Source organism: Knoellia tibetensis (assembly GCF_048606415.1).
Lineage (GTDB): Bacteria > Actinomycetota > Actinomycetes > Actinomycetales > Dermatophilaceae > Knoellia > Knoellia tibetensis.
The window spans coordinates 272,779-297,815 of record NZ_JBMBWF010000002.1 but is presented as its reverse complement, the minus strand read 5'-3'; the positions used below and the strand labels follow the sequence as shown (position 1 = coordinate 297,815).

Sequence of the window (25,037 nt, the reverse complement as noted above, 5' to 3'; positions counted from 1 at the left end):
TCAGCGCAGGTGCAGCGGGACGCCCTTGCTCCACGCGATCGCCGGGCGCTCGACGAAGTGGTAGGTGAGCGCGCCGAGGGGGATGGCCACCGCGAGGAGGATCGCCATCCAGATGACGAGGCCGCCGACACCGGGGCCGATCGACAGCTCGTTGGCGACGAGCAGCATCGCCGGCATGTGCCAGAGGTAGATGCCGTAGGACCAGCGACCGGTGGCGACGAGCCAGCGCATCGAGAAGAAGCGGTTGAGGGGCGAGTCGTCCTTGCCGACGGCCACTCCCACGAGCAGCACGAGGGCGAGCAGGGTGCACGCCGCGGTCCGGATCGTCACCTCGGTGAAGGTCGCGGGCTGGAAGGTCCACGGCCCGCCGAGCCGCGAGTTGCCGACGAGCCCGAGGACGACGGCGACGATGATGACGAGCCACTGGTGCGAGGCGAACCAGCGCAGCGGCCGCATGCTGCCCAGGCCGTGATGCTCGGCGATCATGAGGTGCGCGACGAGGGCGCCGAGCATGAAGCAGATGATGAACGCCGGCAGCCAGAGCGGGAAGGTGATCATCTGGCCGAACTCCTCGACCCGGAAGAAGATGTGGTACCTCCACGCCGCCGAGACGAGGAACGCGACGAGCACCGCGACGACCATCGCCCGCACCGGGTGCGACGACCCACGCAGCCGTGACAGCGTCGCGACGGCGATGGCGACGAACGGCACGGCGACGTACCACGAGAGCTCGGTCCCGAGGCTCCACGTGTGCTCCATCCCGTGGCGCAGCCCGTCGGAGCTGAACGTGTTCGTCAGGGTGAGGGCGCGGAACCAGCCGTCGGCCTCGATGGGACGCGACTCCGGCAGGACGAGGGCGGTGACGACGAGGACGACGAGGTAGGCCGGGAAGATGCGCCACACCCGTCGCCGCGCGAACGTCGACACCGACGGCTTCTCCGAGACCCCGACGATCCACCGCGACCAGGGCTGGATGAGCAGGAAGCCCGACAGGACGAAGAGCGCGATCGGGCCGTAGCCGTGCAGGCCGAGCCAGGGGTAGGCCGTGAGCCCGGACCCGTGGACGAAGACGACGACCAGCGCCGCGAACCCGCGCAGCCCAGTGAGGCCGTCCACGTGACCCGCCGACCCCGAGCGTCGCCGGCCGGCGCGGGGCCCGGAGGATGCGTCGGCGAGGATCTCGGGACTCGTGGCGGCCACGGGCGCCATTCAAACATGCACGACCGCGCCTCGTCCTGCCTCTAGGCTTCGTCGTCATGACCTCGCGCCGGTGGGACGTGCCGTCCCCGCGGGTGGCGGTGCCGGTGGTCGTCGCGGTGCTCCAGGCGCTGCTCGTCCTCGGTCCCGCGCTCGGCCGGGGGGTGGCGGTCACGCACGACATGGCGTGGTCGCCGGACCCGCGATGGACGCCCTTCGTCCTCGGGCTCGACACCCCGGCTCCCCGCGCCGTGCCGAGCGACGCGGTCGTCGTCCTCCTCGGCAAGGTCGTCGGCGCCTCGCTGGCCCAGCACCTCGTGCTGCTGACGATCCTCGTCGGGCTGGCGCTCGGGGCCTGCGCACTGCTCGACGAGATCGTGCCCGACGTGGGCGTCCTGGGCCTGTCCGCCGCCGCGGTCGCCGCCGTCTGGAACCCCTTCGTCTCCGAGCGCCTCGCCGTCGGCCAGTGGGCGGTCGTCCTCGGTCTCGCCACGGTGCCGTGGGCTCTGCGCGCGGCCCTGCGTGTGGTCCGGCACGGCACGAGCCCGTATGCCGTCGCGCCCGCCCTCGTGTGCGCTGCAGTCGGCGGGGGCAACTCCCTGCTCATCGTGGGAGGGACGGTGCTGGCCGTGCTCCTCGCCGGGGCGGTCGTGGCCCGCTCACGACGGGTCCTCCGTGCCGCCGGCGCCGCGGCCCTCATGTGTCTCGCTCTCTCCGCGGCGTGGGCGCTGCCGGCGCTGACGGCCTCGCCCCAGACGGACACGGCGGGGGCGCGCGCCTTCGCCCCCGTCGCCGACGGTCCGCTCGGGGTCGTCGTGTCGCTGCTGGCGGGTGGCGGGTTCTGGAACACCGGGTCGCACCCCGAGGCACGGGCGCAGGCCCTCATCGCGCTCACCTCCGCGTTGCTCGCCATGGCGGGCGTGGCGGCCGTCCTGCTCGTGGGATGGTTCCGTCGCGGCAGCCCGGGCATGCTGCTCGTGGTCCCGGTCCTCGTCTGCTGGGTCCTCGTCCTGCTCAGCCTCGGTGGTCCGGTCGAAGGGGTCTGGGACGTCCTGGTCTCACGGGTACCGGGCGGTGGCCTGCTCCGCGACAGCCACAAGCTCCTTGCCGTCTGGGTCGTCCTCGCGGCGACCGGGCTCGGCGTCCTCACCGACGGTGCGGCGCGACGCGTGCCGGCGGGACTCGTCGGACCCGTCGTCGGGCTCCTCGTGGGTCTCCCGGTCGTACTCTCGCTCCAGCTCGTCTGGGGGATCGGCGGACGCCTCGACGCCGTGTCGGTGCCTCACGACTACCGCGCCGGCCTCACCCGCGTCGCGAGTCTGCCGCCCGGCGACGTGGGGCTGCTTCCATGGAGCCAGTACAGGCGATATGCGTGGAACGAGAGCCGCGTCTCGCTCACTCTCGCCCCCCGGATGGTCGACCGCGTCGTCCTCTTCGACGACTCGCTCACGCTTCGCTCGGGCACGGTGGCAGGGGAGAGCCCGAGGGCCGCGGCCGTCTCGGAGCGCATCCGGGACGGGGCCGCTCCCGCGCAGGCGCTCGCGGACGAGCGGGTGCGCTACGTCGCCGCCGAGCTGGGCGGCGCGCAGGAGGTCGACACCGATGCCGTGCGCGCGCTGGGACGCGTCGTCGTCGACGGGCCGTCGCTGCTCGTCGTCGACACCGGCGGCACGAAGGAGCCGACGGGGCCGAGAGGCGCCGTCCTCGCCGGGTGGGGAGTGACGCTCCTCACGGCGCTCGTGCTCATCGGGCGCCGCGCCGTTCGGGAGGTGGTCCGGAAGTTACCCGCGGGTCTGATACGCTCGCGCGCATGAATCCGCTCGCCGCCGTCGGCTCCGTCGTCACGGGTGCCGTCCTCGCACTGTTCGCCATCATCGGTGGCGTCCAGGCCGTCTCCCCGGACGCCAACGCCCCCGCGAAGAGCGAGCAGGTCGTCATCTACGACGCACCGTGACGCGCGTCGGCACCTCGCCGACATCCTGAAGCCCCGATGCGGACCACCGCCCGGGGCTTCTTCGCGTCCTCGTGCGGGCAGTGCCCGGTCCTGAGGGTCGGTGCCGGCGACGGACGGACGGTGGGTCGCGTCAGTCGCGGTGGGCGTCGACCGTGCGCTGGAGCAGCTCCTCCCACCGGTCGACCGTCTCGTCCCAGTGGAACTGGCGCACCCAGGTCGCGACCTCGGCGCTCATCCGGGCGCGCAGATCGTCGTCCTCGAGGAGCGAGCGCATCGCCGCGGTGAACTCCTCCTGGCCGCCCTCGACGAGCAGGCCGGTGCGGTCGTGGACGATCGAGTCGGTGGGGCCGCCGGCCTTGGCGAACGCGACCGTCGGCGTGCCGTGCACCCCTGCCTCGACGACGACGAGGCCCCACCCCTCCTTGAGGCTCGGCATGACGTGCACCCAGGCCCGGGCGAGCAGGTCGTGCTTCTCGGCCTCCGAGACGTGCCCGTGGAAGGTCACGTGCTTCTCGATGCCGAGGTCGCGGGCCTCCTGCTCGAGGTGGGGGAGCGACCATCCCGACCCGACGATGTCCAGGGTGATGTCCGGGTGCTCGTGGGCGATCTCGGCGACCGCGCGCATGGCGATCTCGACCCGCTTCTGCGGGACGAGGCGGCCGAGGACGACGACCGACGGGTTGAGCGAGCGAGGAGTGTCGTCGAGCGGCACCGCGTCGGTGCCGTTGTGGATGACCTCGATCCGGTCGGCGTCGATCCCCAGGCCCACGAGCTCGCGCCGGGTCGAGTCGCTCACGGCGACGTAGGGCGTGCGGCGGTAGACGACCGGTGCGAGCCGTGACTCCAGCCACCACCCGGCGTGGCTGAGCCGGGGGCCGAAGAGCACCGGCCACTGCTCCTTGTGCACGTGGTGGACGAGGTTGACCACCGGGCGGCGGGAGGTGAGAGGGCTGAGGTAGGGCACACCGTTCTGGACGTCGATGACGACATCGACGTCGTAGCGACGCACGAGGTGGGCGACGACCGAGCGGGCATAGATGTCGAAGCGCCCACCGCGGCGGATGTAGTGGATGCCGTCGACGACCTCGTCCGGCAGCCCGCCGGGGTAGCCGGCGGTCCGGAAGATGACGTGGTGCCCCTTCGCGGCCAGACCCTTGGCGACCGTGACGAGGTACTTCTCGGCGCCTCCGGCCTCGGGGTGGTCCATGTCGCGCCAGTTGAGCATGAGGATGCTCAGGGCCACGGGTCTCACCTCGATCTCTGCCGTCCAACGCGGGTCATGGGTCACAGCGGACACTCGACCGGGGATGGTTAGATTCCCGTCATGCGACGCGCGCCGACCAAAAGGTACCGGACAGTAGCAAGGTCGGTGAACCTGTTCCGCTCGTTCCTCGTGGAGCAGACGGACCCAGAACGGTTCTACACCGACGTCGCCGACGACACCATCACCCTCATCACCCGGCACGAGCCCCTCGAGGGCCGGACGGTCCTCGACGTCGGCGCGGGGCAGGAGCAGTTCGGCCGCCGGTTCGTCGAGCGCGGCGCCCGCTACGTCGCCGTCGACCTCGAGCGCGAGTCGCTGAACCCCGGGCCCGGCAACGGGGCCGTCGTCGGGCGCGGCGAGAACCTGCCCTTCCCGGACGGATTCGCCGACATCGTCATGTCCAACAACGTCATGGAGCACGTGACCCAGCCGGGCGTGCTCGCCGACGAGATGCTCCGCGTGACGAAGCCAGGCGGCCTCGTCTTCATCTCCTACACCGCGTGGGCCTCGCCGTGGGGAGGCCACGAGACCTCGCCGTGGCACCTCCTCGGTGGCCACTACGCGCGTCGCCGCTACGAGCGCGTCCACGGCCACCCGCCCAAGAACCGCTACGGCGAGACGATGCACGCGGCCACCGTCGCGGGCGGTCTCAACTGGGCCAGGCGGCAGACCGGAGCCCGGCTCGTCGAGGCCGCGCCGCGCTACCACCCCGACTGGGCCGACCCGCTGCTCAAGGTTCCCGGGCTGCGTGAGGTGCTCAGCTGGAACCTCATGCTCGTGCTCCGGCGCACGTGAGGTGGCGCCGCCTCCCTGACCCCGCCACCGCAGCGGGCCTGCTCGTCGTCTGGGCCGTGGCGTGGTCGGTGACGCCCGGCCGCATCGCCGAGGACACGAAGAACGACCTCTACGTCGACCCGTGGGGCTTCCTCGCGCGGTCGCTGCACCTGTGGGATCCCCAGGTCACCTGGGGCGGCCTGTCGAACCAGGGCTATGGCTACCTCTTCCCGATGGGACCGTTCTTCGCCCTCGGGTCGGAGATCGCGCCGGTCTGGGTCGTCCAGCGGCTCTGGTGGACCGTGCTGCTCACTGCCGGCTTCGTCGGGACGCTCGGCCTGCTCCGCGCCCTCGGGGTCGGGACGCCGCGCACGAGGATCGTCGGTGCCCTCGCCTACGTCCTCGCCCCGCGGGTCGTGTCGTCGGTCGCCGGGCTGAGCGCCGAGATCCAGCCGCAGCTGCTCGCGCCTCTTGTCCTCTGGCCGCTCGTCGCGGCCTCGCGCGGCCGGCTGTCGACGACCCGGGCGGCATCGCTCAGCGGGGTGGCCGCGCTGTGCTGCGGCGGCGTCAACGCGACGGCGACGCTCTGCGCCCTCGTGCCCGCCGGCCTGTGGCTCCTGACCCGGCGACGGTGGTGGCGCTCGAGGCTCACGTGGTCCTGGGCCGCCGCCATCGTCGCCGCCACGGCGTGGTGGCTCGGGCCGCTCCTCGTCATGTCGCGCTACTCGCCCCCGTTCCTCGACTGGATCGAGAACGCGCAGGCGGTGATGCGACCGGTCGGGATGCTCGACGTCGTCCGCGGCACGACGCACTGGCTCGGGCACGTCCTCACCCCCGGAGGCGCGTGGTGGCCGGCGGGTCACGAGCTGGTGGCGAGCCCGATCCTCATCGTCCTCACCTCCGCCGTCGCCGCCCTGGGCCTTGCCGGTCTCGCACCGGCGCACGTGCCCGAGCGGCGGTGGCTGTGGGCCAGCCTCCTGCTGGGCGGGGTGCTGCTCACCGTGGCGCACTCGGGGCCGCTCTCCTCGCCGCTCGTCGGGACCGCGCAGGCCGCGCTCGACGGTCCGCTCGCGCCGCTGCGCAACGTCCACAAGGTCGACCTCCTCGTGCGACTGCCGCTCGTGGTGGGCCTGACCCACGTCCTCGGCCTGCTCGCGGGGTGGCGGCTACGAGCGGGGTGGCACCGCCAGCTCGCCCTCGGCGCGGCCGTCGTCACCGTCGTCGCGGCCGCGGCCCCGGGCTTCACCGGAGCCATCGCCGTCCGGGGCACCTTCGAACGGATGCCGCAGCACTGGGTCGACACGGGGCGCTGGCTCGGCGCGCAGCGAGGCGAAGGGCAGGCTCTCGTCGTCCCCGCGGCGAACTTCGGCGAGTACCAGTGGGGACGGACCATCGACGAACCGCTCCGCCCCCTCACCCGAGCCTCGTATGCCGTCCGCGACGCCGTACCGCTCGCACCCGCCGGGACGATCCGCCTCCTCGACGAGATCGAGCGGCGCCTCCAGACGGGCAGAGGGCTCGACGGCGGAGTCGAGGTCCTCGCCCGAGCCGGCATCAAGCACCTCGTCGTCCGCAACGACCTCGCGACCAACGAGTCCGGCCAGCCGCCGGTCGCGTTCGCACGCTCCTCGGTCCGGGCCACCACCGGGGTCACGCTCGCCAAGGGCTTCGGACCGACCTTCCTCGACGCCACGGGGGAGCGGGTCTTCCCTGTCGAGGTCTACGACCTGCCCGTCGCGGCGTCCGCCTCGCTCGAGCTCTGGGACGTCGCCGCTGCGGTCGGAGCGTCCGGCGCCAGCGAGGACCTCGTCCGGCTGGCCGACGCTGGTCTCCTCACCGGCCCCGTCGTCTTCGACGGTGACCGCACGAACGCGACACCCACCCCCGCGACCCGGGTCGACACCGACGGCCTTCGCCTGCGCGAGCGGTGGTTCGGGGCGCCCCGCGGCCAGGACCTCACACCGACGCTCACGGCGGCGCGCGGGCGCGACGTGCCGGACTACCTGCCGTGGACCGACAGGTCGCTGCAGTCGTCCGTGACCTACACCGGCATCGCCGACGTCGGAGCGTCGTCGTCGGTTGCCGAGGACCTCGGGTTCGCCGGTCTCCGGCCGGCGCGACGTCCCTTCGCCGCTCTCGACGGCGACCCGGGCACCGGCTGGGCGGCCATGTGGGACGAGCGCCCGACCCTCACGGTCGACCTCTCCGAACCCGTGTCCTTCGACCACGTCGTGCTCACCGGGCTCGGCCCGGTGAGCAGCCTCGGTGACAGCGTGCGCCGTCCGACGCGCGTGCGCGTCAGTGCGGACGACGCCCACGTGGAAGCCACCCTCGGCGTCGGCCCCCAGAGGGTGGACCTGCCCGCCGGCCCGCACTCGAGCGTGCGCGTCGAGATCCTCGAGACCGAGGAGGACGCCCCGGGCCGGGTCGTCACCGGCCTCGCCGAGCTGACCATCCCCGGGGTGGCGCCTCGCGAGGTCGTGGACCTGCCCGACGGTGCGGACGCACCGAGGGACACCTCGGCTGTCGTCCTCGGATCAGGCCTGCCGGGGCGTGACGGCTGCACGAGCACCGACGCCGAGTTCGTATGTCTCTCAGGGCAGTCGGCCGACCCCGAGCAGACCGGGTCGCTCGTGCGCTCATTCTCAGGAGAGCGGCCGGGGGAGTGGGACGTCCGGGGGACGCTCGCCCCCCGGGGCGCGGGTGCGGCGCCGGCCCTGACGTCCTCGCCAGGGGTCGTCGTCACGACGAGCAGCGTCCGGACCGACGCGCCGCAGGCACGCCCGGACGCCCTCGTCGACGGTGACGACCGCACCGCCTGGAGCCCGGCCTTCGATGACGAGACCCCCGAGGTCCTCCTCGAGTTCGACCGCCCGGTGACGGTGTCGACCGTGCGCCTCCAGGCACGACGCGACTGGGCCGAGCGGGCCGCCCCGGCCGTCGTCCTCGACATCGGTGGCAAGGAGGTCACCCGCCGCGTCCAGCCCGGAGGCGTCGTCGAGATCCCCCCGACGACGGGCACCTCGCTGCGGCTGACCTTCGTCCGGGTCCCGACCACCGACGACGACGCCCTGCCCAACGCCGCGCTCGAGCTCGAGGCCGTCGACCTGGCCGGGACGACCTTCCGGGCGCCGCGCGACGCCGTCGAGGCCACCTGCGGCAGCGGACCGCGGCTCGTCGTCGACGGCAGGGAGGTGCCGACGCGTGCCTCCGTGACGCGGGACCAGCTCTTCGGCCTCGGCGCGGGCACGTGGAGCGCCTGCGAGCCCGTGCGGTTCGACGACCGTCGCCGGCACGCGGTCGAGGTGGGGGCCTGGCAGGGCCTCACCGCTCGGTCGGCGGTGCTTCGCATGGAAGGGCAAGGCGCCCCGAGGACCGCCACGCCGACGTCCGTCGCCGCCGCCACGTCGGGCTCGGGGTGGATCGCCACGATCACCCCCTCCGACGGGGCGAGGCTCCTCGTCCTCGACCAGAACGCCAACGCCGGCTGGGTCGCCCGGGTCGCTGGCACGGAGCTGCGGCCGCAGGTCGTCGACGGGCGACGCCAGGCGTTCGTCGTGCCGGCGGGAGCATCCGGAGAGCTCAGCATCTCCTTCGGTCCCGACGGCGCCTACCGTGCTCTGCTGCTGCTCGGGCTCGCCCTCGCCGCGGGCCTGGGGCTCACCGCCCTCATCGCGCTGCGTCGCCCCACCACGGTCACGGTCGGCGTACTCGTGGACGCCCGCGACGAGGCCGCACGTCCCACGCGACGCACCCCTGCCGTGGTCCTCAGCGCTGCCGCGGTCCTCGCCGGGACCCTCGTCGCCGGGCCCGCAGGCGCCGGCGCGGCGCTCGCGGGCGTCCTCGCGGCCCATGCGCTCGGTCGCGGTGGCCGCCGCCGCGCCACGGGTGCCCGGCCCGCGGCCCTCACGGTCGCAGCCGGAGTCCTTGCGTGCGGCGTCGCCCAGGCGGTGGTGTCACCCGGCAGCCTGGGCCCCGCGGTCCTCGAGGGGGCGCTCCGGGTCGTGCTCGTCGCGGTCGTCACGCTCGCGGCGCTCGCGGCGGTGGGCGAGCAGCCGCGACGTGAGGCGTGAGGCCGGCACCTCGACGAGCTGGTGGCTGAGAAAGCCGAGCAGCAGGCTCACAGGCACCCCCACGGCCAGGAGGGGCAGCAGGCCGCCGCGGAAGAACTCGGCGCCCGTCACGGCATACACGGCTGTGAGGACCGGGAGGTGCCAGAGGAAGACGCCGTAGCTCACGACGCCGAGCCAGCGCGCGGCGGGGCGCGACAGCACTCGTGAGAGGCCGGAGGGCGAGCCGAGGGCGAGGGGCACGAGGAGGGCGGCGGCGACGAGCGTGGCGAGACCGGTGCGCAGGAGCAGTGCGACGCCGTGCGCCGGGTCGAGCGTGAGCGAGCCCGCGATGGGCGTCGTCGACGCGAGGTAGGCCGCCGCGGCCACGGCGAGGCACCCGACCGGGTCGCGCGCGAGACGCGTCAGCCCACGCGCGACACGGTGGCCCGGCACGCGCAGCGCCTCCGCACAGACCATGCCGAGGAGGAAGTGCGGTGCGCGCCACGGCAGCCAGCGCTCGAGCAGCAGGTCCTCGCCGAACTCGGCGGGAGCGGTGAGGAGCGGGAGCAGCGACGTGACGACGAGCGCGGCGACGAGAACGGTCAAGGGCCGGGAGGGGTGACCGCGGCGCAGCCGCTCGAGGAGGACGACGACGAGGGGGAGTGCGGCATAGAAGCTGATCTCGGTCGCGATGCTCCACGACTGGCCGAAGGACGCGATGACGGCGTCGGGGACGTAGATGTGCAGCGCGAGGGCGTGCAGGACCGTGTTCCCGACGTCCGGTCGGGTGGCGACAACCACGGCGGCGAGGGCGAGCCAGTAGGCGGGCACGACCCGGGCGAACCGTCGTGCCGCGTAGCCGAGTGCGTCGACGCGACCGGTGTGCTCGAGGTGGTGGGCCAGGCCCCGGTGCAGCAGGAAGCCGGAGAGGGCGAAGAAGATCGACACCCCGAAGTCGCCACGCGCGAGGAGGTGTCCGGCGAGCCCACCGGTCGTCCCGACGCCCGTGAGAAAGGCCGCGTGGGTGAGCACGACGAGGCCGGCCGCGACCCCGCGGAGACCGTCGAGGGCGGGCAGCACCTGAAGGCGCGCGGGGACGTGCGCTGCCGCGGGCGCACCGGTGCTCATGACAGGGAAGCGTAGGCGAGTGACGTGTCACACCCGAGGTACGGCAGGAAAGCCGTACCGGCTGGTAGTGTCCCCCCGAACGTCCTCCCCACCCTTGAGACAAAGGTGTCCCACTGATGCGCAGAATCATCGGTCTGGTGCTGATGGGCCTTGCCGGCTTCCTCGTCACCACCGCGCTGCTGGCGTTGATCTACGTGCCCGGCCAGGTCAAGAAGACCCCGCTCGACACCGACTCCTACACCCGTCTCACGGGAGAGGCCTCCGCGCTGCCGTCCGGTGACGGCGCGCCCGTCAAGGCCCTGAGCCACACGGTCGCCGACGGCGCCAAGTCCGACGGTGACGTCGTCGTCTTCGACACCTTCACCTGCCTCATCACCAACCCGAACGGCGACTCGCCCGACTGCGTCGACGACACCGACCCGGACAAGCGCCTCGTCACCGCGTCGACCGACCGCTTCGCGACGGACCGCAAGACCGGCCTGTCGGTCAACGACGAGAAGTACATCGGCGACGCCACGCCGCACGAGGGCCTCGTCAACAAGTTCCCGTTCGGCGTCGAGAAGAAGACCTACCCGTTCTGGGACGGCCTGCTCAAGCGCGCCGTCGAGGCGAACTTCGAGGGCGAGGAGAAGGTCAACGGCTGGAACACCTACAAGTTCGTCATCGACGTCAACGACGAACCGGCCGAGATCTCCAACGGCATCCAGGGCACCTACTCGTCGCTCAAGACGATGTGGGTCGACCCGCGGACCGGCGCGATCCAGAAGCAGACCGAGCAGCAGAAGCGTGTCCTCGAGAGCGGCACCACGGTCCTCGACCTCGACTTCGGCTTCACCGAGGAGACCATCAAGGCCAACGTCGAGGACGCGAAGGCCAACGACAGCAAGCTCGGCCTCGTCGAGAAGCTGCCGCTCATCGCGGGCATCCTCGGCCTCATCGCGGCCGCGGTCGGCTTCTTCCTCTGGAACGGCGCCCGTGGCAACGACGGTGGCGACGTACGGACCCGACGTGACGGCGACGGCGGCGAGCCCACATATGCCGGTCGTGACGACCTCGACGTCTTCGGCGACAACGACAACGACGCGACGCGCAGCCGCGCGGACGTTCGAGGCCGCTGACGCGCACGACGCACAGAACGGGAGGCCCCGCGGACCGAGACGGTCGGCGGGGCCTCCCGCATGTGTCGGCCGTCGCGGCGCCTCAAGCTGGTCAGGCAGGTCGGCGGCACACGAAGATCGCGGTGCCGGGGATCACGGCCCCCCGCGTCGGCGACCACCCGCCCCACGTCTCGGTGTTGTCGGCCGGCCACTCGGGCTCGACGACGTCGTCGAGCAGCAGCCCGGCCGCGACGACCTCGCGGACCCGGTCGCCCATCGTCCGGTGGTGCTCGACGTAGGTCGCGCGCCCGTCGGCCCCGGACTCGACGTAGGGCGTCCGGTCGAAGTAGCTGAGCCGCGCCACGAGCCCCGCCTCGGTGGGGTCGTCGGGGAAGGCCCACCGGATCGGGTGCGTCGTCGAGAACACGAACCGCCCACCGGGGCGCAGCACCCGCGCCACCTCGGCCATGACGGCCGCGCTGTCCGCGACGAACGGCACGACCCCGTATGCCGTGAAGACCGTGTCGAACACCCCGTCACCGAAGGGGAGGGCGAGGGCGTCGCACTGGAGCAACGGGGGAGCGACACCGGTCCGGGCGCTCACCTCGGAGCCGACGCGGAGCATGCCGATCGAGAGGTCGGTGGCCACGACCGACACGTCCTGCGTGCGCTGCAGCCACCGCGCGCCCTGGCCGGCGCCCGCGCCGATCTCCAGGATCCGCTGACCCGCGGTGGCGCCGAGCAGCCCGAGGTTCTCCTCTGTCCAGCCCTCGGGTCCCCAGACGAGGTCGTCGTCGCCGAGGAAGGCGCCGTGCTCGGCGTAGTAGTCCGTGGCCTCGCCGTCCCACCAGGCCCGGTTGGCCGCCTGGGTCTCGCCGGTCCCGGCGGTGCGGCGGCCGACGTCCTCGTTCACCGGCATACCCCGCTTTGACCGTGGTCGGACAGGGTCGGTAGTCTGGACGAGCATTCGTGTGCGTTCACGCATGCCCTCACGGGCTCAAGGACGCGGCACGAACACCGAGTTCCACCCCATCGAATCCATCTGTCCACAACGGAGTTCCTACTACATGACTGCCAGCACGGTCGCCAAGACCGCCCCTCAGATCGCCATCAACGACATCGGCTCTGAGGAAGACCTTCTCGCCGCCATCGACGCGACGATCAAGCACTTCAACGACGGAGACATCGTCGAAGGCCGCATCGTCAAGGTCGACCGCGATGAGGTTCTGCTCGACATCGGCTACAAGACCGAGGGTGTCATCCCCTCGCGTGAGCTCTCCATCAAGCACGACATCGACCCCAACGAGGTCGTCAAGGTCGGCGACGAGGTCGAAGCCCTCGTTCTCCAGAAGGAGGACAAGGAAGGCCGCCTCATCCTGTCCAAGAAGCGGGCTCAGTACGAGCGCGCCTGGGGCACGATCGAGAAGGTCAAGGAGGAGGACGGCGTCGTCACCGGCACCGTCATCGAGGTCGTCAAGGGTGGCCTCATCCTCGACATCGGCCTGCGTGGCTTCCTCCCCGCCTCCCTCGTCGAGATGCGTCGCGTCCGCGACCTCCAGCCCTACGTCGGCAAGGAGATCGAGGCCAAGATCATCGAGCTCGACAAGAACCGCAACAACGTGGTCCTGTCGCGCCGTGCCTGGCTCGAGCAGACGCAGTCCGAGGTGCGCACGACGTTCCTCAAGGAGCTCCTGAAGGGCCAGGTCCGTTCGGGCGTCGTGTCCTCCATCGTCAACTTCGGTGCGTTCGTGGACCTCGGCGGCGTCGACGGTCTCGTCCACGTCTCGGAGCTCTCCTGGAAGCACATCGACCACCCGTCCGAGGTCGTCGAGGTCGGCGACGAGGTCACCGTCGAGGTGCTCGACGTCGACATGGACCGCGAGCGTGTCTCCCTGTCGCTGAAGGCGACGCAGGAGGACCCGTGGCAGCACTTCGCCCGGACCCACGCCATCGGCCAGGTCGTCCCCGGCAAGGTCACCAAGCTCGTCCCGTTCGGTGCGTTCGTGCGCGTCGAGGACGGCATCGAGGGCCTCGTCCACATCTCCGAGCTGGCCGAGCGCCACGTGGAGCTGCCGGAGCAGGTCGTCACCGTCGGCGCCGACATCTTCGTCAAGGTCATCGACATCGACCTCGAGCGTCGTCGCATCTCGCTCTCGCTCAAGCAGGCCAACGAGGACGGCGCGGGCCAGGTCGAGTTCGACCCGACCCTCTACGGCATGGCCGCGGAGTACGACGAGCAGGGCAACTACAAGTACCCCGAGGGCTTCGACTCCGAGACCAACGAGTGGCTCGAGGGCTACGAGAAGCAGCGTGAGACCTGGGAGAAGCAGTACGCCGAGGCCCACGCCCGCTGGGAGGCTCACCGCTCGCAGGTCGAGGAGGCCGCCAAGGCCGACGCCGAGGCCGCTGCCGGTGGCGACACCGCCACCTCCTACAGCAGCGACTCCGCCTCGTCCTCGTCCGACGACGAGGGCACGGGCTCGCGTCCGGCCGCCCCGCCGGCCAACGAGGGCACCCTCGCCTCCGACGAGGCCCTCGCCGCGCTGCGCGAGAAGCTCACCGGCAACTGAGCCGACCGGCATACGCTCGTATGCCGTGACGCGACGACCGAAGGCCCGGTCCCCTCTGCGGGGCCGGGCCTTCGGCCTGTCCGGATGCGCGAGGATTCCTCCGGCGCCGGACACAACCTTCCGGCGCCGGACGTCGTGTGGATGGGTGTCAGCAGGACATCGACGAAGGGGGACCGGCGTGCGATCGTCGGGGAGCGCGGACGCCGACTTCACGGCGTTCGTCGAGGGCGCGCAGCCTCGGCTGTCGCGGGTGGCGGTGTTGCTCACCGGCAACCGCTCCACCGCCGAGGACCTCGTGCAGGAGGCGCTCATCCGCACCTACCTGCACTGGGACAAGGTGCGTCCCGAGGGGGCCTACGCCTACACCCGCAGGACCCTCGTCAACCTCAACACCGACCGGTGGCGGCGGCGCCACCTCGAGCCGGTGCTGGGGGACCTGGCGGACGACCGCGCCAGCGGCGCCGCGTCGCGTGCCTACGCGACGGTCGACCACCGCGACGACATCGTCTCCGAGCTCGCCGGGCTCACCGCCCGGGAGCGCTCCATCATCGTCCTGCGCTACTACCTCGACCTGACCGAGCGCCAGGTCGCCGAGGAGCTCGAGATCTCCGTCGGCACCGTGAAGTCCACGTGCTCGCGAGCCCTGGCCCGTCTGGGCTCGCAGCGAGTGGGAGAAGGAAGGTTGTCATGAGCCCCATCCGCGAGGACGAGCTGCGCGCCCGGCTGCACGCCGTGGAGCCGTCGCCGGCCGTGCCCGGGCTGGCCGACAGGATCATCGAGCAGGGAGTGGCGCGCCGTCGCCGGCGCCGGTGGGCCGTGGGTCTCGCCGCGGCGGCCGCGGTGGGCGTCATCGGGGTCGGCGCGCTGGCCGTCGGCGACGGGATCGGGCGGGACGACGCCCTGCCGGCGTCGCCCTCACCGACCCCGACCGTGGTCGAGACGACACCCGTCGTCACGCCGACCGGGTCGCCGACGGCGAGTCCCTCCTCCACGCCCTCGTCGTCGGTGTCGCCGTCGGTGCCCACGGCGAGCCCCTCGTCCGTTCCCGTGCTCAACCCCACCCCGGACCCGTCGCCCAGCGTGCCGCTGCCGTCCACCAGCGGCCCGGCCCCGGAGGTCCAGCGCCCCGTCACGCTGCTGCACGCCGGCTCCTGGGCCCGCACCAACACCTTCGCGGGAGCCTGTGGGGCCGACATCTTCCCGACCGCCGGGGCGCGCAACGCCTACGCCTACGAGGCGCGTGCCACGGCGGCTGTCGAGGGCCGCGCCGACCGCGAGGTCTACCAGTTCTTCGCCAGCGCAGCCGACGCCGCCGCCTTCATGAACGACCTGCGGGCCCAGAGCCGCGCCTGCGACACGACGACCGACGGCGCCATGCGCGGGATCGTCGAGGGGCTGAGCGGTCCGTGGAGCGATGGCCTGGCCCTGAGCTGGTTCCCGAACGACACCTCTGTGAGCGGCGGGTCGGTCGTCCTCGCGGTCCGGTCCGGCAGCGCCGTCACGCTGTCTGGGGCGTCCGGTTCCTTCACCCGCACCGACCGCGTGGATCCCGCTCTCCTCCGGGCGGCGCGACCGTCGGTCGAGCACGTCTACCCCCAGCTGGGGTGCGGGCTCACCGAGCAGGGCTGTCGGACGTGACGCGGTGCCGCGGAGCCGCCCCGTGCGAGAGTGGCTCCATGGCACGCACCATCGCGACGAACACCGACGTCGACCTCGAAGCCCTGCTCGACTTCGTCCGACCCCGCCACCACATGGTGCTGCTCACGACCCGTCGCGACGGGCGCCCGCAGGCGTCGCCGGTCACCGGTGGCGTCGACGAGCAGGGGCGCATCGTCATCTCCACCTATCCCGAGCGCGCCAAGACCGCCAACGCCCGGCGCAACCCGCGGGTGAGCGTCATGGTGCTCTCCGACGACTTCGGCGACGCCTGGGTTCAGGTCGACGGGGACTGCGAGGTCATCGACATGCCGGAGGCGGCCGACGCGCTCGTCGACTACTACCGCTGCATCTCCGGCGAGCACCCCGACTGGGACGAGTACAGGCAGGCGATGCGCGAGCAGGGCAAGTCGCTGCTCCGCATCACGCCGACCCGTTGGGGTCCGGTGGCGACCGGCGGCTTCCCCGCGCGGCTCGCCGACGGCTAGGCGCCGGAGGACCGGCTGCTCCGGGTCAACCGGGTGACCGTCGCGGCCAGGGTCGGGTGCTCGACGTCCGAGGCCGTCGCCCAGTAGGCACGCCGCAGCCACGACGTGCGCGGGTCCTCGTCGATGACGCCGTCGTCGTCGCAGCCGAGGTAGCGACCACCGCCGAGCCGCACCATGAGGGCGCCCGCGGCGACGTCCCACGAGCTCGTGTGGAGGTCGAAGGTCGCGTCCGCGCGGCCCGTGGCGACGTGGGCCAGGCCGAGTGCGCCGCTGCCGAGCGTGCGCACCGCGCCGTAGGCCCGGACGAGCCGCCCGCTCTCGACGAGCGCGTCGTCCCCGTTCGCCTCGAGGTCGACACCGCGAGGGAAGGTCCCGATGACGAGACTGTCGAGCTCGCGCTCGAGCCTTCGGGGGCCCGCAGGCCAGCCGTTGACTGTCACTCCGGTGAGGTCCGCGGCATACACCTCCCCAAGGGCCGGGGCGGCGACGACGCCGGCGACGACCTCGCCCTCGACGGCCGCGGCGATCGACACGCACCAGTGGGCGAGGCCGTGGCTGAAGTTGACCGTGCCGTCGATGGGGTCGACGTGCCACGTGACCCGTCCGGAGCCGCTGCTGCCTCCCTCCTCGCCGACCACTCCGCTGTCGGGCACGGCGCGCCGGAGGCCGTCGCGCAGGATGCGCTCCGACGCGTGGTCGTGCTCGGTGACGAGGTCGTGCGGCCCGCCCTTGTGCTCGACCGCCATCGGCTTCCGGAAGACGGACATGAGGTATGCCGTCGCCTCGCCCGCGACGTGTTCAGCCACCTCGCGGAGATGGACCGACTCCGTGATGGCTGCCGTGCCGGCGGTTCCGGCCGTGCCGGCCTGACCGGACGTCACTGCGGCTCGCCGCCGACCGGCATGAGCCAGGCGCGCCCCTCCTCGAAGCCGACGTCGAGGAAGTCGCCGGCGCCGAAGGTCTCGTGCGCATGCGGGTCGGCCACCGAGACGACGAGGTTGCCCGCCTCGGTCTCGATGTCGTACTCGATCGACTCGCCGTAGAACATCGACGAGAGGACCCGGCCGACGGACCCACCGACGGAGCGGGACTCGGTGGGGGAGAGGCGCACCGACTCCGGGCGGACGAGCAGGGTCACCGGCTCGTCGACGTCGACGCCGGGGTGCTTGGGCACGGTCCACCGCTTGCCGAGCACGCCGACCTCCGCGTGCCCGTCCTCGACGCTGTGCACGTCGACGTCGAGGAAGTTGGCGCGACCGATGAAGTCGGCCACGAAGACCGTCGCCGGGTGCCGGTAGATCTCCTGCGGGGTGTCGACCTGCTCGATGACTCCGACGTTCATGACGACGATGCGGTCCGACATCGTCATCGCCTCGTCCTGGTCGTGGGTGACGAAGACCGCCGTGATGCCCAGGCGGCGCTGGAGCCGGCGGATCTCCCCACGCATCTGCACCCGCAGCTTGGCGTCGAGGTTCGACAGCGGCTCGTCGAAGAGCAGCACCCTGGGCCGCATGACGAGGGCGCGGGCGAGCGCCACGCGCTGCTGCTGGCCACCGGACATCTGGTGCGGTGCCCGGTCGCGGTAGGGCCCGAGGTTCATCGACGTCAGCGCGGTCTCCACCTCCTCGGCGACCCGGGCCGACGGCATCTTCTTGAGCTTGAGGCCGTAGGCGACGTTGTCGAAGACGGTGAGGTGTGGGAAGAGGGCGTAGGACTGGAAGACCATCGCCATCGGCCGCTTGTTGGGGGCGACCTTGTTGAGCAGGTCGTCGTCCAGGCGGATCTCACCGGCGGTCGGCGTCTCGAACCCGGCGATCATGCGCAGCGTCGTCGTCTTGCCGCACCCCGACGGCCCGAGGAGGGTGATGAACTCGCCGGGCTCGATGTCGAGGTCGACGTCGCGCACCGCCGGGGTGGCGTTCTTGTCCTCGCCGTAGACCTTGCGCAGGCCGCGCAGGGTGACGCGCCCGGGGGTGGCCGTCGCCAGGGTGTCCGGCGCGGAGCCGAGGCTGTCGTCGGCGAGGGTGGTGTCGTGGGTCATGGCACTCTCCGAGGTGGCGGTCATCGGCGTTGGATGCCGCGGATCGAGGGGTGGAGCATCGCGAGGTTGAGCAGCCCGATGAAGCCGAGCACGATGACGATGAGGATGGCGCAGTAGGCGAAGGCATTGCCGAAGCGACCGGCGTCGACCTCGGCGAGGATCTGGCTCGTCATGATCTTCGTCTGGGGCGTCGTGATGAAGACGATCGGTGACAGGGTCGTCATCGACCGGGCGAACGCATAGGTGAGGCCCGACAGGAGCGCGGGCCGGATGAGCGGCAGCGTGACCTTGCGGAACGTTGTGAAGCTGCTCGCGCCCAGGCTGGTCGACGCCTCGTCGATGGCCGGGTTGATCTGCTGGAGCGCGGAGATCCCGGCGCGCTGGCCCGAGGGCAGGGAGCGCGCGACGAAGACCATGACGATCGCCATGGCGCCACCGAGGATCGCCGAGCCGCCGGCCACCGCTGGGAACCACTGCCGCCCGGCGAAGATCGTCGGGGTGTTGAAGGCAATGGCGTAGCCGATGCCGATGACCGTGCCCGGCACCGAGAGGCCGAGCATGCCGACGAAGTCCATGAGGCCCGACGTGCGCTTGAGCTTGCTCACGACGAGCCAGGCGATGAGCATGCCGAGGAGCCCCGCGATGGGGGTCGCGATGAGCGCGAGGAGGGTCGTCGTGAACATCGCGTCCGAGCCGATGCCCGCGAGGACGAACCGGTAGTGCGCGAGCGTGAAGTCGTTGTTGACGCCGAAGATCTTGACGAACCCGCCGAAGATGACCGTCGCATACATGAGGACGACGAGCCCGGCGACGACGACGGCGAGCGACAGGATCGGGACCCGCAGCGCCGGTGCAGTGATGAGCTCCGGTGTGCCCGACGGCTTCCCGGTCACGGTGACGACGTTCTTGCGGCTGACCCAGTAGCGCTGGACGAGGAACACGCTCAGTGCCGGGACGAGGAGGACGAGCGAGTATGCCGCGCCGCCGGCGACGTTGTACTCACCCGTCACCGCGAGGTAGGCCCGCGACGCGAGGACGGTGTAGTCGCCGCCGAGAACGAGCGGGTTGGCGAGGTCGGCGATCGACTCGACGAAGAGCAGGAGGAACGAGCCGGCGATGCCCGGCACCAGCATGGGGAGCGTCACCGAGGTGAAGATCTTCAGCTTGCTCGCCCCGAGGTTGGACGCGGCCTCGTCGAGGCTGGGGTCGAGGCTCTCGAGCATCCCCTTGAGGTTCATGTAGGCCACGGGGAAGAACGACAGCGTGAGGACGAAGACGAGGCCCTTGAGCCCGTAGATGTCGATCTCGAGGCCGAAGAGCTTGTTGCTGACGATCCCGTTGCGCCCGAACATCGTGATGGCCGCGGTGGCGACGGCGAACGGCGGCGACACGATCGGCATGAGCGACACGAGGTGCAGGAGCTTCTTGCCCCGGAACTTCAGCCGCACCTGGGCGTAGGCCATGACGAACCCGACGAACGTGCCGAGCAGCGCCACGATGACGCCGAGCTGGACGGTGTTCCACAGGATCCGGCGGTTGACCGCGTTGGTGAGCATCGAGCTGACGATCTCCCACCCCTCCGGGGAGAACGCCACCGTGAGGATGCGCAGCAGGGGGAGCCCGACGATGACGAAGAGGAGGACCGAGACCGCCGTCACGAGCGCGACGAGGGTGAGGTCCCGCCCGGAGCGGCGGCGGGGTCGGGGCGGGCTCTCGCCCACCCCGACCGGGTCCGCGGCCGCGGGCAGCAGCGTGGCGGTCATGGGTTCGCCGTCACTCCTTGGGAGCGGGCGCGACCTCGGCGTCGAACTTCGCGGTGAGTGCCTTCTTCTTCTCACCGGCGGCGATCGAGTCGTACTCGACGAGCTTGATCTCGTCGAGCTTGACCATGTCCTCGGTGATCTTGGCGTCGGGGTTGGTCGGGATCTGGAAGCTGCCGACCGTCGGGCCGATGTCCTGGTGCTCGGGGGTGAGCGTCCAGTCGATGAACTTCTTCGCGTTCTCCGCGTTCGGGCCGCCCTTGACCATCGACACGGCGCCGATCTCGTAGCCCGTGCCCTCGCTCGGGAAGGTGACCTCGAGCATGTCGAAGCCCTCCTTCTGGTACTTCACGCAGTCGTGGCTGAAGATCACGCCGACGGCGACCTCACCGCGCCCGGCCATCTGGCCCGGGGCGGAGCCGCTCTTGGAGTACTGCAGGACGTTCTGGTGGAGCTTGCCGAGGTAGTCGAACGTCTTGGCCTCGTCCATGCCGTTGAGGACCATCTGCGTCCACACCGCGGTGTAGGACGTGCCCGACGTCGACGGGTGGGCGATGGCGACCTGCTTCTTGAGCTTGGGGTCGAGCAGCTGGGCCCACGACTCCGGTGCGCCGGCGCCGGCCTTCGCGAGCTGGTCCTTGTTGGAGCAGAAGCCGAGGACACCGACGTAGGTGCCGGTCCACTTGCCCTCCGCGTCCTTGTACTTCTCCGGGATCTTCTCGGCGTTCGGGCTCTTGTAGGCCTCGATGAGGCCGGCGTTGAAGGCGGCCACGTGACCGTCGGACGGTCCCCCGTAGAGGACGTCGAACTCGGGCTTGCTCTTCGCGGCGTCGAGGCGGGCGACGCCCTCGCCCGAGCTCATGCGGACGAACGAGGTCTTGATGCCGGAGGCCTTGGTGAAGGCCGCCGCCATCGCCTGGCACTGCTCCTCCTGGGGGGTGCACGCGACGACGACCTCGCCGGTGCCCTTGGTCGACCCGGAGCCGGAGCTGCTCGACGGGTCCGAGCTCGACGGCTCCTCGACCGCGCAGGCGGCGAGGAGCGCGGTCAGCCCCAGCGGGAGCGCCAGGAGGAGGGCGGAGGTGCGGGAACGGGACATGGCGGTTGACTCCTTTGTCAAAGGCCGACCGTGACGCCACGGCCTGCTGCGGGCCGACACTAGGCCGCGTGATCAAGGCCGTCGGTCACGACACGGGCGCCGAACGGTCACCATCCTGTGACCGACACCCGGGTCAGCCGCGGTCGTCCCCGGGGCCGCTGGAGTAGCGGTAGCCGACCCCGCGCACGCTCGTGATGCAGCCCTGGGCGGACGGGTCCACCGCCTCGAGCTTGAGACGCAGCCGGTAGACCGCGGTCTTGAGCAGCTCCCTGCCGCCGAGCGGCTGCGCGTCGCCCCAGCCGAGCAGGAGCAGCTGCCGGAAGGGCAGGTCCTCGTCGGGGTGGGTGACGAGCGCCGCGAGGAGGCGGTACTCGTGCGGTGTGAGGTCCGCCCGCTTCCCTCCGACGTATGCCGTCGCGCTGCGCAGGTCGAGCGTCACCGGACCGGACTGGGCCACCGCCCCCTCCCGCCTGGGAGACCTCCGCACGAGGCCCGCGGCGCGCAGGGCCAGCTCGCGCGGGTGGAAGGGCTTGGTGACGTAGTCGGAGGCGCCCGCCTCGAGCCCGGCGATGCGCTGCGACGTCTCGCCGAGCGCGGTGAGGAGGATGACCGGGACCCCCTTCGTCGACGTGATCCGGCGGCACAGCTCGATGCCCGACATGCCGGGAAGCATGACGTCGAGGACGACGAGGTCGACCTGCTGCTCGGACACGACGGTCCAGCCCGCCTCGGCCGTGCCGGCCGTCACCGTCGCGAAGTCCTGCGTCTCGAGGGCGAACGTGATGATGTCGCGCATCGCCGGCTCGTCCTCGACGACGAGGGCTCGCCACACCGGCTCGCTCATGCGCGCCCCTTGTCCTCGCCGGCGGGGAAGGCGACGAGCATCGTCGTCCCGTGCTGCGCGATCGTGTCGACGAGGATGCGACCTCCGTGGAGCTCGGCGATGTGCGCGGAGATGTAGAGCCCCAGCCCCGTGCCCTCCCCGATGGGGGCGCTGCTCGAGAACCGGGCGAAGAGCCGCGAGCGCTCCTCCTCGCTCATGCCGCGACCCTCGTCGCTGATGGCGAGGATGACGTTGCCGTCGGCGGTGTGGCCGCGGACGACGACGGCGTTGTCGACGCGGTCGTCGTGGCGCAGGGCGTTGGCCACGAGGTTGCTCACGAGCTGCTGGATGAGCTGCGGGTCGAGGTGGACCCGGGTGGGCGGCCCGGGGGCGTCGAGGGCGATGGCGCGGTGGCGGTGCACCTGACGCAGCTCGCGCACGACCGAGCGCAGGTAGGCGCGCAGCTCCACTTGGCGCAGGTGGACCTCGAAGAGCCCGGCCTCGATCCGGGCGTGGGTGAGCATGTCCTCGGCCAGCTCGATGACATGGTCGGCGCTGCCCGAGATCGTGTCGACGAACTTGGCCTGGGTCGTCGTCAGCGGGCCCGGGGTCTGCTCGGCGAGCAGGTCGGCGGACCCCTTGATGAGGGCCAGCGGGGTGCGCACCTCGTGGCTGAGCACCGAGACCTGGTCCGCGCGGCGCAGGGCCACCCCCTGCAGGCGCGCGATCTCGTGGCCGCTGCGCCGCAACGCCGCTCGCAGCCGCACGACCCACCACGCGAGTGCGAGCGTCACGAGCCCCGTCACGACGAGACCCGCCCCGAGGGCCGAGATCATGAGGGCGACCCTACGACGCCGGGTACGTTGACCCCATGCTGCGCGTGGGTCTCACCGGCGGGATCGGGTCCGGCAAGTCGACGGTCGCCCGGACGCTGGCCGACCTCGGGGCGGTCGTCGTCGACGCCGACGCCGTGGCCCGCGAGGTCGTCGAGCCGGGGGAGCCGGCACTCGCGGCGATCCGCGACCGGTTCGGCGACGACGTCTTCGGCGAGGACGGATCCCTCGACCGACCCGCCCTCGGGCGCGTCGTCTTCGGCGACGCGGCCGCTCTGGCCGACCTCGAGTCCATCACCCACCCGGCCATCTGGAGACGGACGGCCGAGCTGCTCGAGCAGGCACCCAACGACGCCGTCCTCGTCCACGACATGCCGCTCGTCGTCGAGAAGTCGATGGGTGCCGACTACCACCTCGTCGTCGTCGTCGGGGCCGACGAGGACGAGCGCCTCACCCGGCTCGTCCGCGACCGGGGGATGAGCGAGAAGGACGCGCGCTCCCGCATCGCCGCGCAGGCCGACGACGACGCCCGGCGCGCCGCCGCCGACGTGTGGCTCGACAACGACGGGACTCCCGAGCAGCTCGAGGTCGAGGTCCGACGCCTCTGGGCCGAGCGGCTCGAGCCGTTCAACGACAACCTGCTGCACGGCATACGGGTCCGTCGTCCCGACGCCCTGACGATCAGTGAGCCGCGGGCGGAGTGGGTCGCGGAGGCGGCTCGTCTCATCGCGCGGCTCGAGCGGGCGCTGGGGGAGCGGGCCGTGAGTGTCGAGCACATCGGGTCGACGTCGGTGCCCGGGCTGCCGGCCAAGGACGTCATCGACCTCCAGGTCGGCGTCGTGTCCCTCGACGACGCCGACGAGCGGGCGTTCGTCGACGCCTTGGCGCGGTGTGGTTTCCCCCGCGTCGACGGGACGACCCGCGACAACGGCAAGGACGGCGAGGACTGGCCCAAGCGGTTCCACGGCAGCGCCGACCCCGGCCGGATCACGCACGTGCACGTCCGCGAGGTCGGCAGCCCGGGCTACGCGTGGGCGCTCGGCTTCCGCGACTGGCTGCGCGCCGACGCGGAGGCTCGCGAGGAGTACGCCGCGCTCAAGATGGACCTGCTCGCCAAGGGCCTCGCACCGTCGGACTACGCCCTCGCCAAGGAGCCGTGGTTCGACTCGGTCCACGAGCGGGTCCTGGCCCACGTGGCTCACTCGCCGGGGTAGCGCACCCCCACCTGCGCGCGGACCTCGTCGAGGACCTCCATGATGCGCAGCGTCTCGGACGCGGGGAGCAGCGGGCTCTCGGTCTCGCCGGCGTCGACGAGCCGGGCGGCCTCGCAGGCCTCGAAGTGCAGGCCGTGGGCGCGGCTCTCGGGCTCCCACGAGACCTCCGTCTCCGCGTTACGGGAGACGAAGCGGACCCGCGAGGGCGCGTACCAGCGGTTGTTCGGGTCGTCCGGGTCGCCGAGCTCGAGCCGGCCCGCGGTGCCGTTGATGCTCGCCGTCGTCGGCGTGCGCGAGGTCATCGTGGCGTGGAGCAGGCCTCGACCACCCTTGCTGCCGGTCACGAGGATCGTCTCCTCGGCGTCGACGCCCTCGTCGGTGAGGCGGCCGCTCGCCGTGACCGACTCGATGCCGCCGAGCGCGAACGATGCGAACGACGTGGGATAGATGCCGAGGTCGAGCAGCGCGCCGCCGGCGAGGGCCGGGTCGGACAGCCGCTGCGGGCCGTTGGGGAAGAGCGGCTGGCCGTGGTCGGCGAAGACGTTCTCGACCTGGCCCAGCAGGCCCTGCTCGAGGCACTGGCGCACGACGTCGACGCCGGGCAGGAAGCGCGTCCACATGGCCTCGAGGGCGAGCAGGCCCTTGTCGGCGGCGGTCTCGAGCACCTCGCGCGCCTCGGCGGCGTTGCGGGTGAAGGCCTTCTCGACGAGCACGGGCTTGCCGGCGCCGAGCGCGAGCATCGCCTGCGCGTGGTGCTCGGAGTGCGGCGTCGCGACGTAGACGATGTCGACGTCCGGGTCCGCGACCAGCTCCTCGTAGGACCCGTATGCCGTGTGCACCCCGAAGTCGTCCGCGAACGCCTGCGCGCGCGCCACGTCGCGCGAGGCCACCGCCTGGAGGACCTGGCCGGTCTCGGCACGGAGCGCGGCGGCCATCTCGCGGGCGATGTAGCCGGGTCCGAGGACGCCCCAGCGCAGGCTGGGGGCCGAGCGCGGGTCGGGAGTGCGGGGGGCGGGAAGCGCGGTGAGGGTCACCGGCTCATCCTCCCGCACCTCCTGCTGGCGTCCGCAACTGTGGTGGGTATGCC

21 protein-coding genes are annotated in these 25,037 nt (G+C 71.9%); 10 read left to right on the top strand and 11 right to left on the bottom strand.

Annotated features, from left to right (window positions below; genetic code table 11):
- Positions 1-1,200, bottom strand: a complete 1,200-nt coding sequence (locus ACOJV7_RS13240; RefSeq protein WP_420190677.1) for an acyltransferase family protein — start codon at positions 1,198-1,200, stop codon at positions 1-3.
- A gap of 56 nt (positions 1,201-1,256) precedes the next feature.
- Here ACOJV7_RS13240 and ACOJV7_RS13235 point away from each other — a divergent pair, with 56 nt between their 5' ends.
- Together ACOJV7_RS13235 and ACOJV7_RS13230 are read left to right on the top strand one after the other, a co-directional pair.
- The gene (locus tag ACOJV7_RS13235) at positions 1,257-3,011 is read left to right on the top strand and encodes an MmpA family trehalose lipid delivery protein (protein WP_420190676.1); all 1,755 of its coding nucleotides are present in this window, start codon (positions 1,257-1,259) and stop codon (positions 3,009-3,011) included.
- Positions 3,008-3,151: a hypothetical protein gene (locus tag ACOJV7_RS13230; protein ID WP_420190675.1), complete on the top strand. Its 144-nt coding sequence runs from the start codon at positions 3,008-3,010 to the stop codon at positions 3,149-3,151. Before ACOJV7_RS13235 ends, ACOJV7_RS13230 begins: the two co-directional genes overlap by 4 nt.
- A 130-nt stretch (positions 3,152-3,281) precedes the next feature.
- Here ACOJV7_RS13230 and ACOJV7_RS13225 read toward each other — a convergent pair whose 3' ends face one another.
- On the bottom strand, positions 3,282-4,394 hold the full coding sequence (locus ACOJV7_RS13225; protein ID WP_420190674.1) for a glycosyltransferase family 4 protein: 1,113 nt from the start codon (positions 4,392-4,394) through the stop codon (positions 3,282-3,284).
- A 126-nt stretch (positions 4,395-4,520) separates the two neighbouring features.
- Here ACOJV7_RS13225 and ACOJV7_RS13220 point away from each other — a divergent pair, with 126 nt between their 5' ends.
- Together ACOJV7_RS13220 and ACOJV7_RS13215 are read left to right on the top strand one after the other, a co-directional pair.
- Entirely contained in the window at positions 4,521-5,210 is a 690-nt protein-coding gene (locus ACOJV7_RS13220; RefSeq protein WP_420190673.1) for a class I SAM-dependent methyltransferase, read from the top strand.
- Positions 5,207-9,262: an alpha-(1->3)-arabinofuranosyltransferase domain-containing protein gene (locus tag ACOJV7_RS13215; protein ID WP_420190672.1), complete on the top strand. Its 4,056-nt coding sequence runs from the start codon at positions 5,207-5,209 to the stop codon at positions 9,260-9,262. Before ACOJV7_RS13220 ends, ACOJV7_RS13215 begins: the two co-directional genes overlap by 4 nt.
- Here ACOJV7_RS13215 and ACOJV7_RS13210 read toward each other — a convergent pair.
- Positions 9,146-10,369 carry an acyltransferase family protein gene (locus tag ACOJV7_RS13210; protein ID WP_420190671.1) on the bottom strand — a complete coding sequence of 408 codons (1,224 nt, stop codon included), beginning with the start codon at positions 10,367-10,369 and terminating at the stop codon, positions 9,146-9,148. The genes ACOJV7_RS13215 and ACOJV7_RS13210 overlap by 117 nt on opposite strands.
- Before the next feature lie 116 nt (positions 10,370-10,485).
- On the opposite strand from ACOJV7_RS13210, the gene ACOJV7_RS13205 reads away from it, so the two are divergent.
- Positions 10,486-11,487 carry a PorA family protein gene (locus tag ACOJV7_RS13205; protein ID WP_420190670.1) on the top strand — a complete coding sequence of 334 codons (1,002 nt, stop codon included), beginning with the start codon at positions 10,486-10,488 and terminating at the stop codon, positions 11,485-11,487.
- Positions 11,488-11,578: 91 nt separating this feature from the next.
- Here the strand turns inward: ACOJV7_RS13205 and ACOJV7_RS13200 are convergent, their stop codons facing one another.
- Positions 11,579-12,385 carry a class I SAM-dependent methyltransferase gene (locus ACOJV7_RS13200; protein WP_420190669.1) on the bottom strand — a complete coding sequence of 269 codons (807 nt, stop codon included), beginning with the start codon at positions 12,383-12,385 and terminating at the stop codon, positions 11,579-11,581.
- A gap of 148 nt (positions 12,386-12,533) precedes the next feature.
- Between ACOJV7_RS13200 and rpsA the strand changes: the two genes are divergently transcribed.
- The 4 genes from rpsA (at position 12,534) to ACOJV7_RS13180 (ending at position 16,180) form a co-directional block, all read left to right on the top strand.
- Positions 12,534-14,036 carry a 30S ribosomal protein S1 gene (rpsA, locus tag ACOJV7_RS13195; RefSeq protein ID WP_420190668.1) on the top strand — a complete coding sequence of 501 codons (1,503 nt, stop codon included), beginning with the start codon at positions 12,534-12,536 and terminating at the stop codon, positions 14,034-14,036.
- Positions 14,037-14,214: 178 nt separating this feature from the next.
- Positions 14,215-14,727, top strand: a complete 513-nt coding sequence (locus tag ACOJV7_RS13190) for a SigE family RNA polymerase sigma factor (RefSeq protein WP_420190667.1) — start codon at positions 14,215-14,217, stop codon at positions 14,725-14,727.
- Positions 14,724-15,674 carry a hypothetical protein gene (locus ACOJV7_RS13185; protein ID WP_420190666.1) on the top strand — a complete coding sequence of 317 codons (951 nt, stop codon included), beginning with the start codon at positions 14,724-14,726 and terminating at the stop codon, positions 15,672-15,674. Before ACOJV7_RS13190 ends, ACOJV7_RS13185 begins: the two co-directional genes overlap by 4 nt.
- A gap of 38 nt (positions 15,675-15,712) precedes the next feature.
- Positions 15,713-16,180 carry a PPOX class F420-dependent oxidoreductase gene (locus ACOJV7_RS13180; protein WP_420190665.1) on the top strand — a complete coding sequence of 156 codons (468 nt, stop codon included), beginning with the start codon at positions 15,713-15,715 and terminating at the stop codon, positions 16,178-16,180.
- Here ACOJV7_RS13180 and ACOJV7_RS13175 read toward each other — a convergent pair.
- From ACOJV7_RS13175 to ACOJV7_RS13150, 6 genes are all read right to left on the bottom strand, one after another.
- A complete protein-coding gene (locus tag ACOJV7_RS13175) occupies positions 16,177-16,986 on the bottom strand; it encodes an inositol monophosphatase family protein (protein WP_420190664.1) in 810 nt (269 codons plus the stop codon). The genes ACOJV7_RS13180 and ACOJV7_RS13175 overlap by 4 nt on opposite strands.
- A gap of 71 nt (positions 16,987-17,057) precedes the next feature.
- Positions 17,058-18,221, bottom strand: a complete 1,164-nt coding sequence (locus tag ACOJV7_RS13170) for an ABC transporter ATP-binding protein (RefSeq protein ID WP_420190663.1) — start codon at positions 18,219-18,221, stop codon at positions 17,058-17,060.
- 20 nt (positions 18,222-18,241) lie between these two features.
- The gene (locus tag ACOJV7_RS13165; protein WP_420190662.1) at positions 18,242-19,984 is read right to left on the bottom strand and encodes an ABC transporter permease; all 1,743 of its coding nucleotides are present in this window, start codon (positions 19,982-19,984) and stop codon (positions 18,242-18,244) included.
- Between the two features lie 10 nt (positions 19,985-19,994).
- Positions 19,995-21,080, bottom strand: a complete 1,086-nt coding sequence (locus tag ACOJV7_RS13160) for an ABC transporter substrate-binding protein (protein ID WP_420190660.1) — start codon at positions 21,078-21,080, stop codon at positions 19,995-19,997.
- Between the two features lie 133 nt (positions 21,081-21,213).
- Positions 21,214-21,924, bottom strand: coding sequence for a response regulator transcription factor (locus ACOJV7_RS13155; protein WP_420190659.1), 711 nt, complete (start codon positions 21,922-21,924; stop codon positions 21,214-21,216).
- Complete coding sequence (locus tag ACOJV7_RS13150) at positions 21,921-22,739, bottom strand: sensor histidine kinase (RefSeq protein ID WP_420190658.1); 819 nt, start codon at positions 22,737-22,739, stop codon at positions 21,921-21,923. The genes ACOJV7_RS13155 and ACOJV7_RS13150 overlap by 4 nt, the downstream gene beginning before the upstream one ends.
- A 35-nt stretch (positions 22,740-22,774) precedes the next feature.
- On the opposite strand from ACOJV7_RS13150, the gene coaE reads away from it, so the two are divergent.
- A complete protein-coding gene (gene coaE / locus ACOJV7_RS13145) occupies positions 22,775-23,950 on the top strand; it encodes a dephospho-CoA kinase (protein ID WP_420190657.1) in 1,176 nt (391 codons plus the stop codon).
- Here the strand turns inward: coaE and ACOJV7_RS13140 are convergent.
- Positions 23,935-24,984, bottom strand: coding sequence for a Gfo/Idh/MocA family protein (locus ACOJV7_RS13140; protein WP_420190656.1), 1,050 nt, complete (start codon positions 24,982-24,984; stop codon positions 23,935-23,937). The two genes, coaE and ACOJV7_RS13140, sit on opposite strands and share 16 nt — an antisense overlap.
- Positions 24,985-25,037: the final 53 nt, after the last annotated feature.

Excerpts from the sequence above, each read along its gene's own strand:
- ACOJV7_RS13235 (WP_420190676.1), top strand. The coding sequence starts at position 1,257 with ATGACCTCGCGCCGGTGGGACGTGCCGTCCCCGCGGGTGGCGGTGCCG.
- ACOJV7_RS13230 (WP_420190675.1), top strand. The coding sequence starts at position 3,008 with ATGAATCCGCTCGCCGCCGTCGGCTCCGTCGTCACGGGTGCCGTCCTC.
- ACOJV7_RS13210 (WP_420190671.1), bottom strand. The coding sequence starts at position 10,369 with ATGAGCACCGGTGCGCCCGCGGCAGCGCACGTCCCCGCGCGCCTTCAG.
- ACOJV7_RS13205 (WP_420190670.1), top strand. The coding sequence starts at position 10,486 with ATGCGCAGAATCATCGGTCTGGTGCTGATGGGCCTTGCCGGCTTCCTC.
- ACOJV7_RS13200 (WP_420190669.1), bottom strand. The coding sequence starts at position 12,385 with ATGCCGGTGAACGAGGACGTCGGCCGCCGCACCGCCGGGACCGGCGAG.
- rpsA (WP_420190668.1), top strand. The coding sequence starts at position 12,534 with ATGACTGCCAGCACGGTCGCCAAGACCGCCCCTCAGATCGCCATCAAC.
- ACOJV7_RS13185 (WP_420190666.1), top strand. The coding sequence starts at position 14,724 with ATGAGCCCCATCCGCGAGGACGAGCTGCGCGCCCGGCTGCACGCCGTG.
- ACOJV7_RS13180 (WP_420190665.1), top strand. The coding sequence starts at position 15,713 with ATGGCACGCACCATCGCGACGAACACCGACGTCGACCTCGAAGCCCTG.
- ACOJV7_RS13170 (WP_420190663.1), bottom strand. The coding sequence starts at position 18,221 with ATGACCCACGACACCACCCTCGCCGACGACAGCCTCGGCTCCGCGCCG.
- ACOJV7_RS13165 (WP_420190662.1), bottom strand. The coding sequence starts at position 19,984 with ATGACCGCCACGCTGCTGCCCGCGGCCGCGGACCCGGTCGGGGTGGGC.
- ACOJV7_RS13160 (WP_420190660.1), bottom strand. The coding sequence starts at position 21,080 with ATGTCCCGTTCCCGCACCTCCGCCCTCCTCCTGGCGCTCCCGCTGGGG.
- ACOJV7_RS13155 (WP_420190659.1), bottom strand. The coding sequence starts at position 21,924 with ATGAGCGAGCCGGTGTGGCGAGCCCTCGTCGTCGAGGACGAGCCGGCG.
- ACOJV7_RS13150 (WP_420190658.1), bottom strand. The coding sequence starts at position 22,739 with ATGATCTCGGCCCTCGGGGCGGGTCTCGTCGTGACGGGGCTCGTGACG.
- coaE (WP_420190657.1), top strand. The coding sequence starts at position 22,775 with ATGCTGCGCGTGGGTCTCACCGGCGGGATCGGGTCCGGCAAGTCGACG.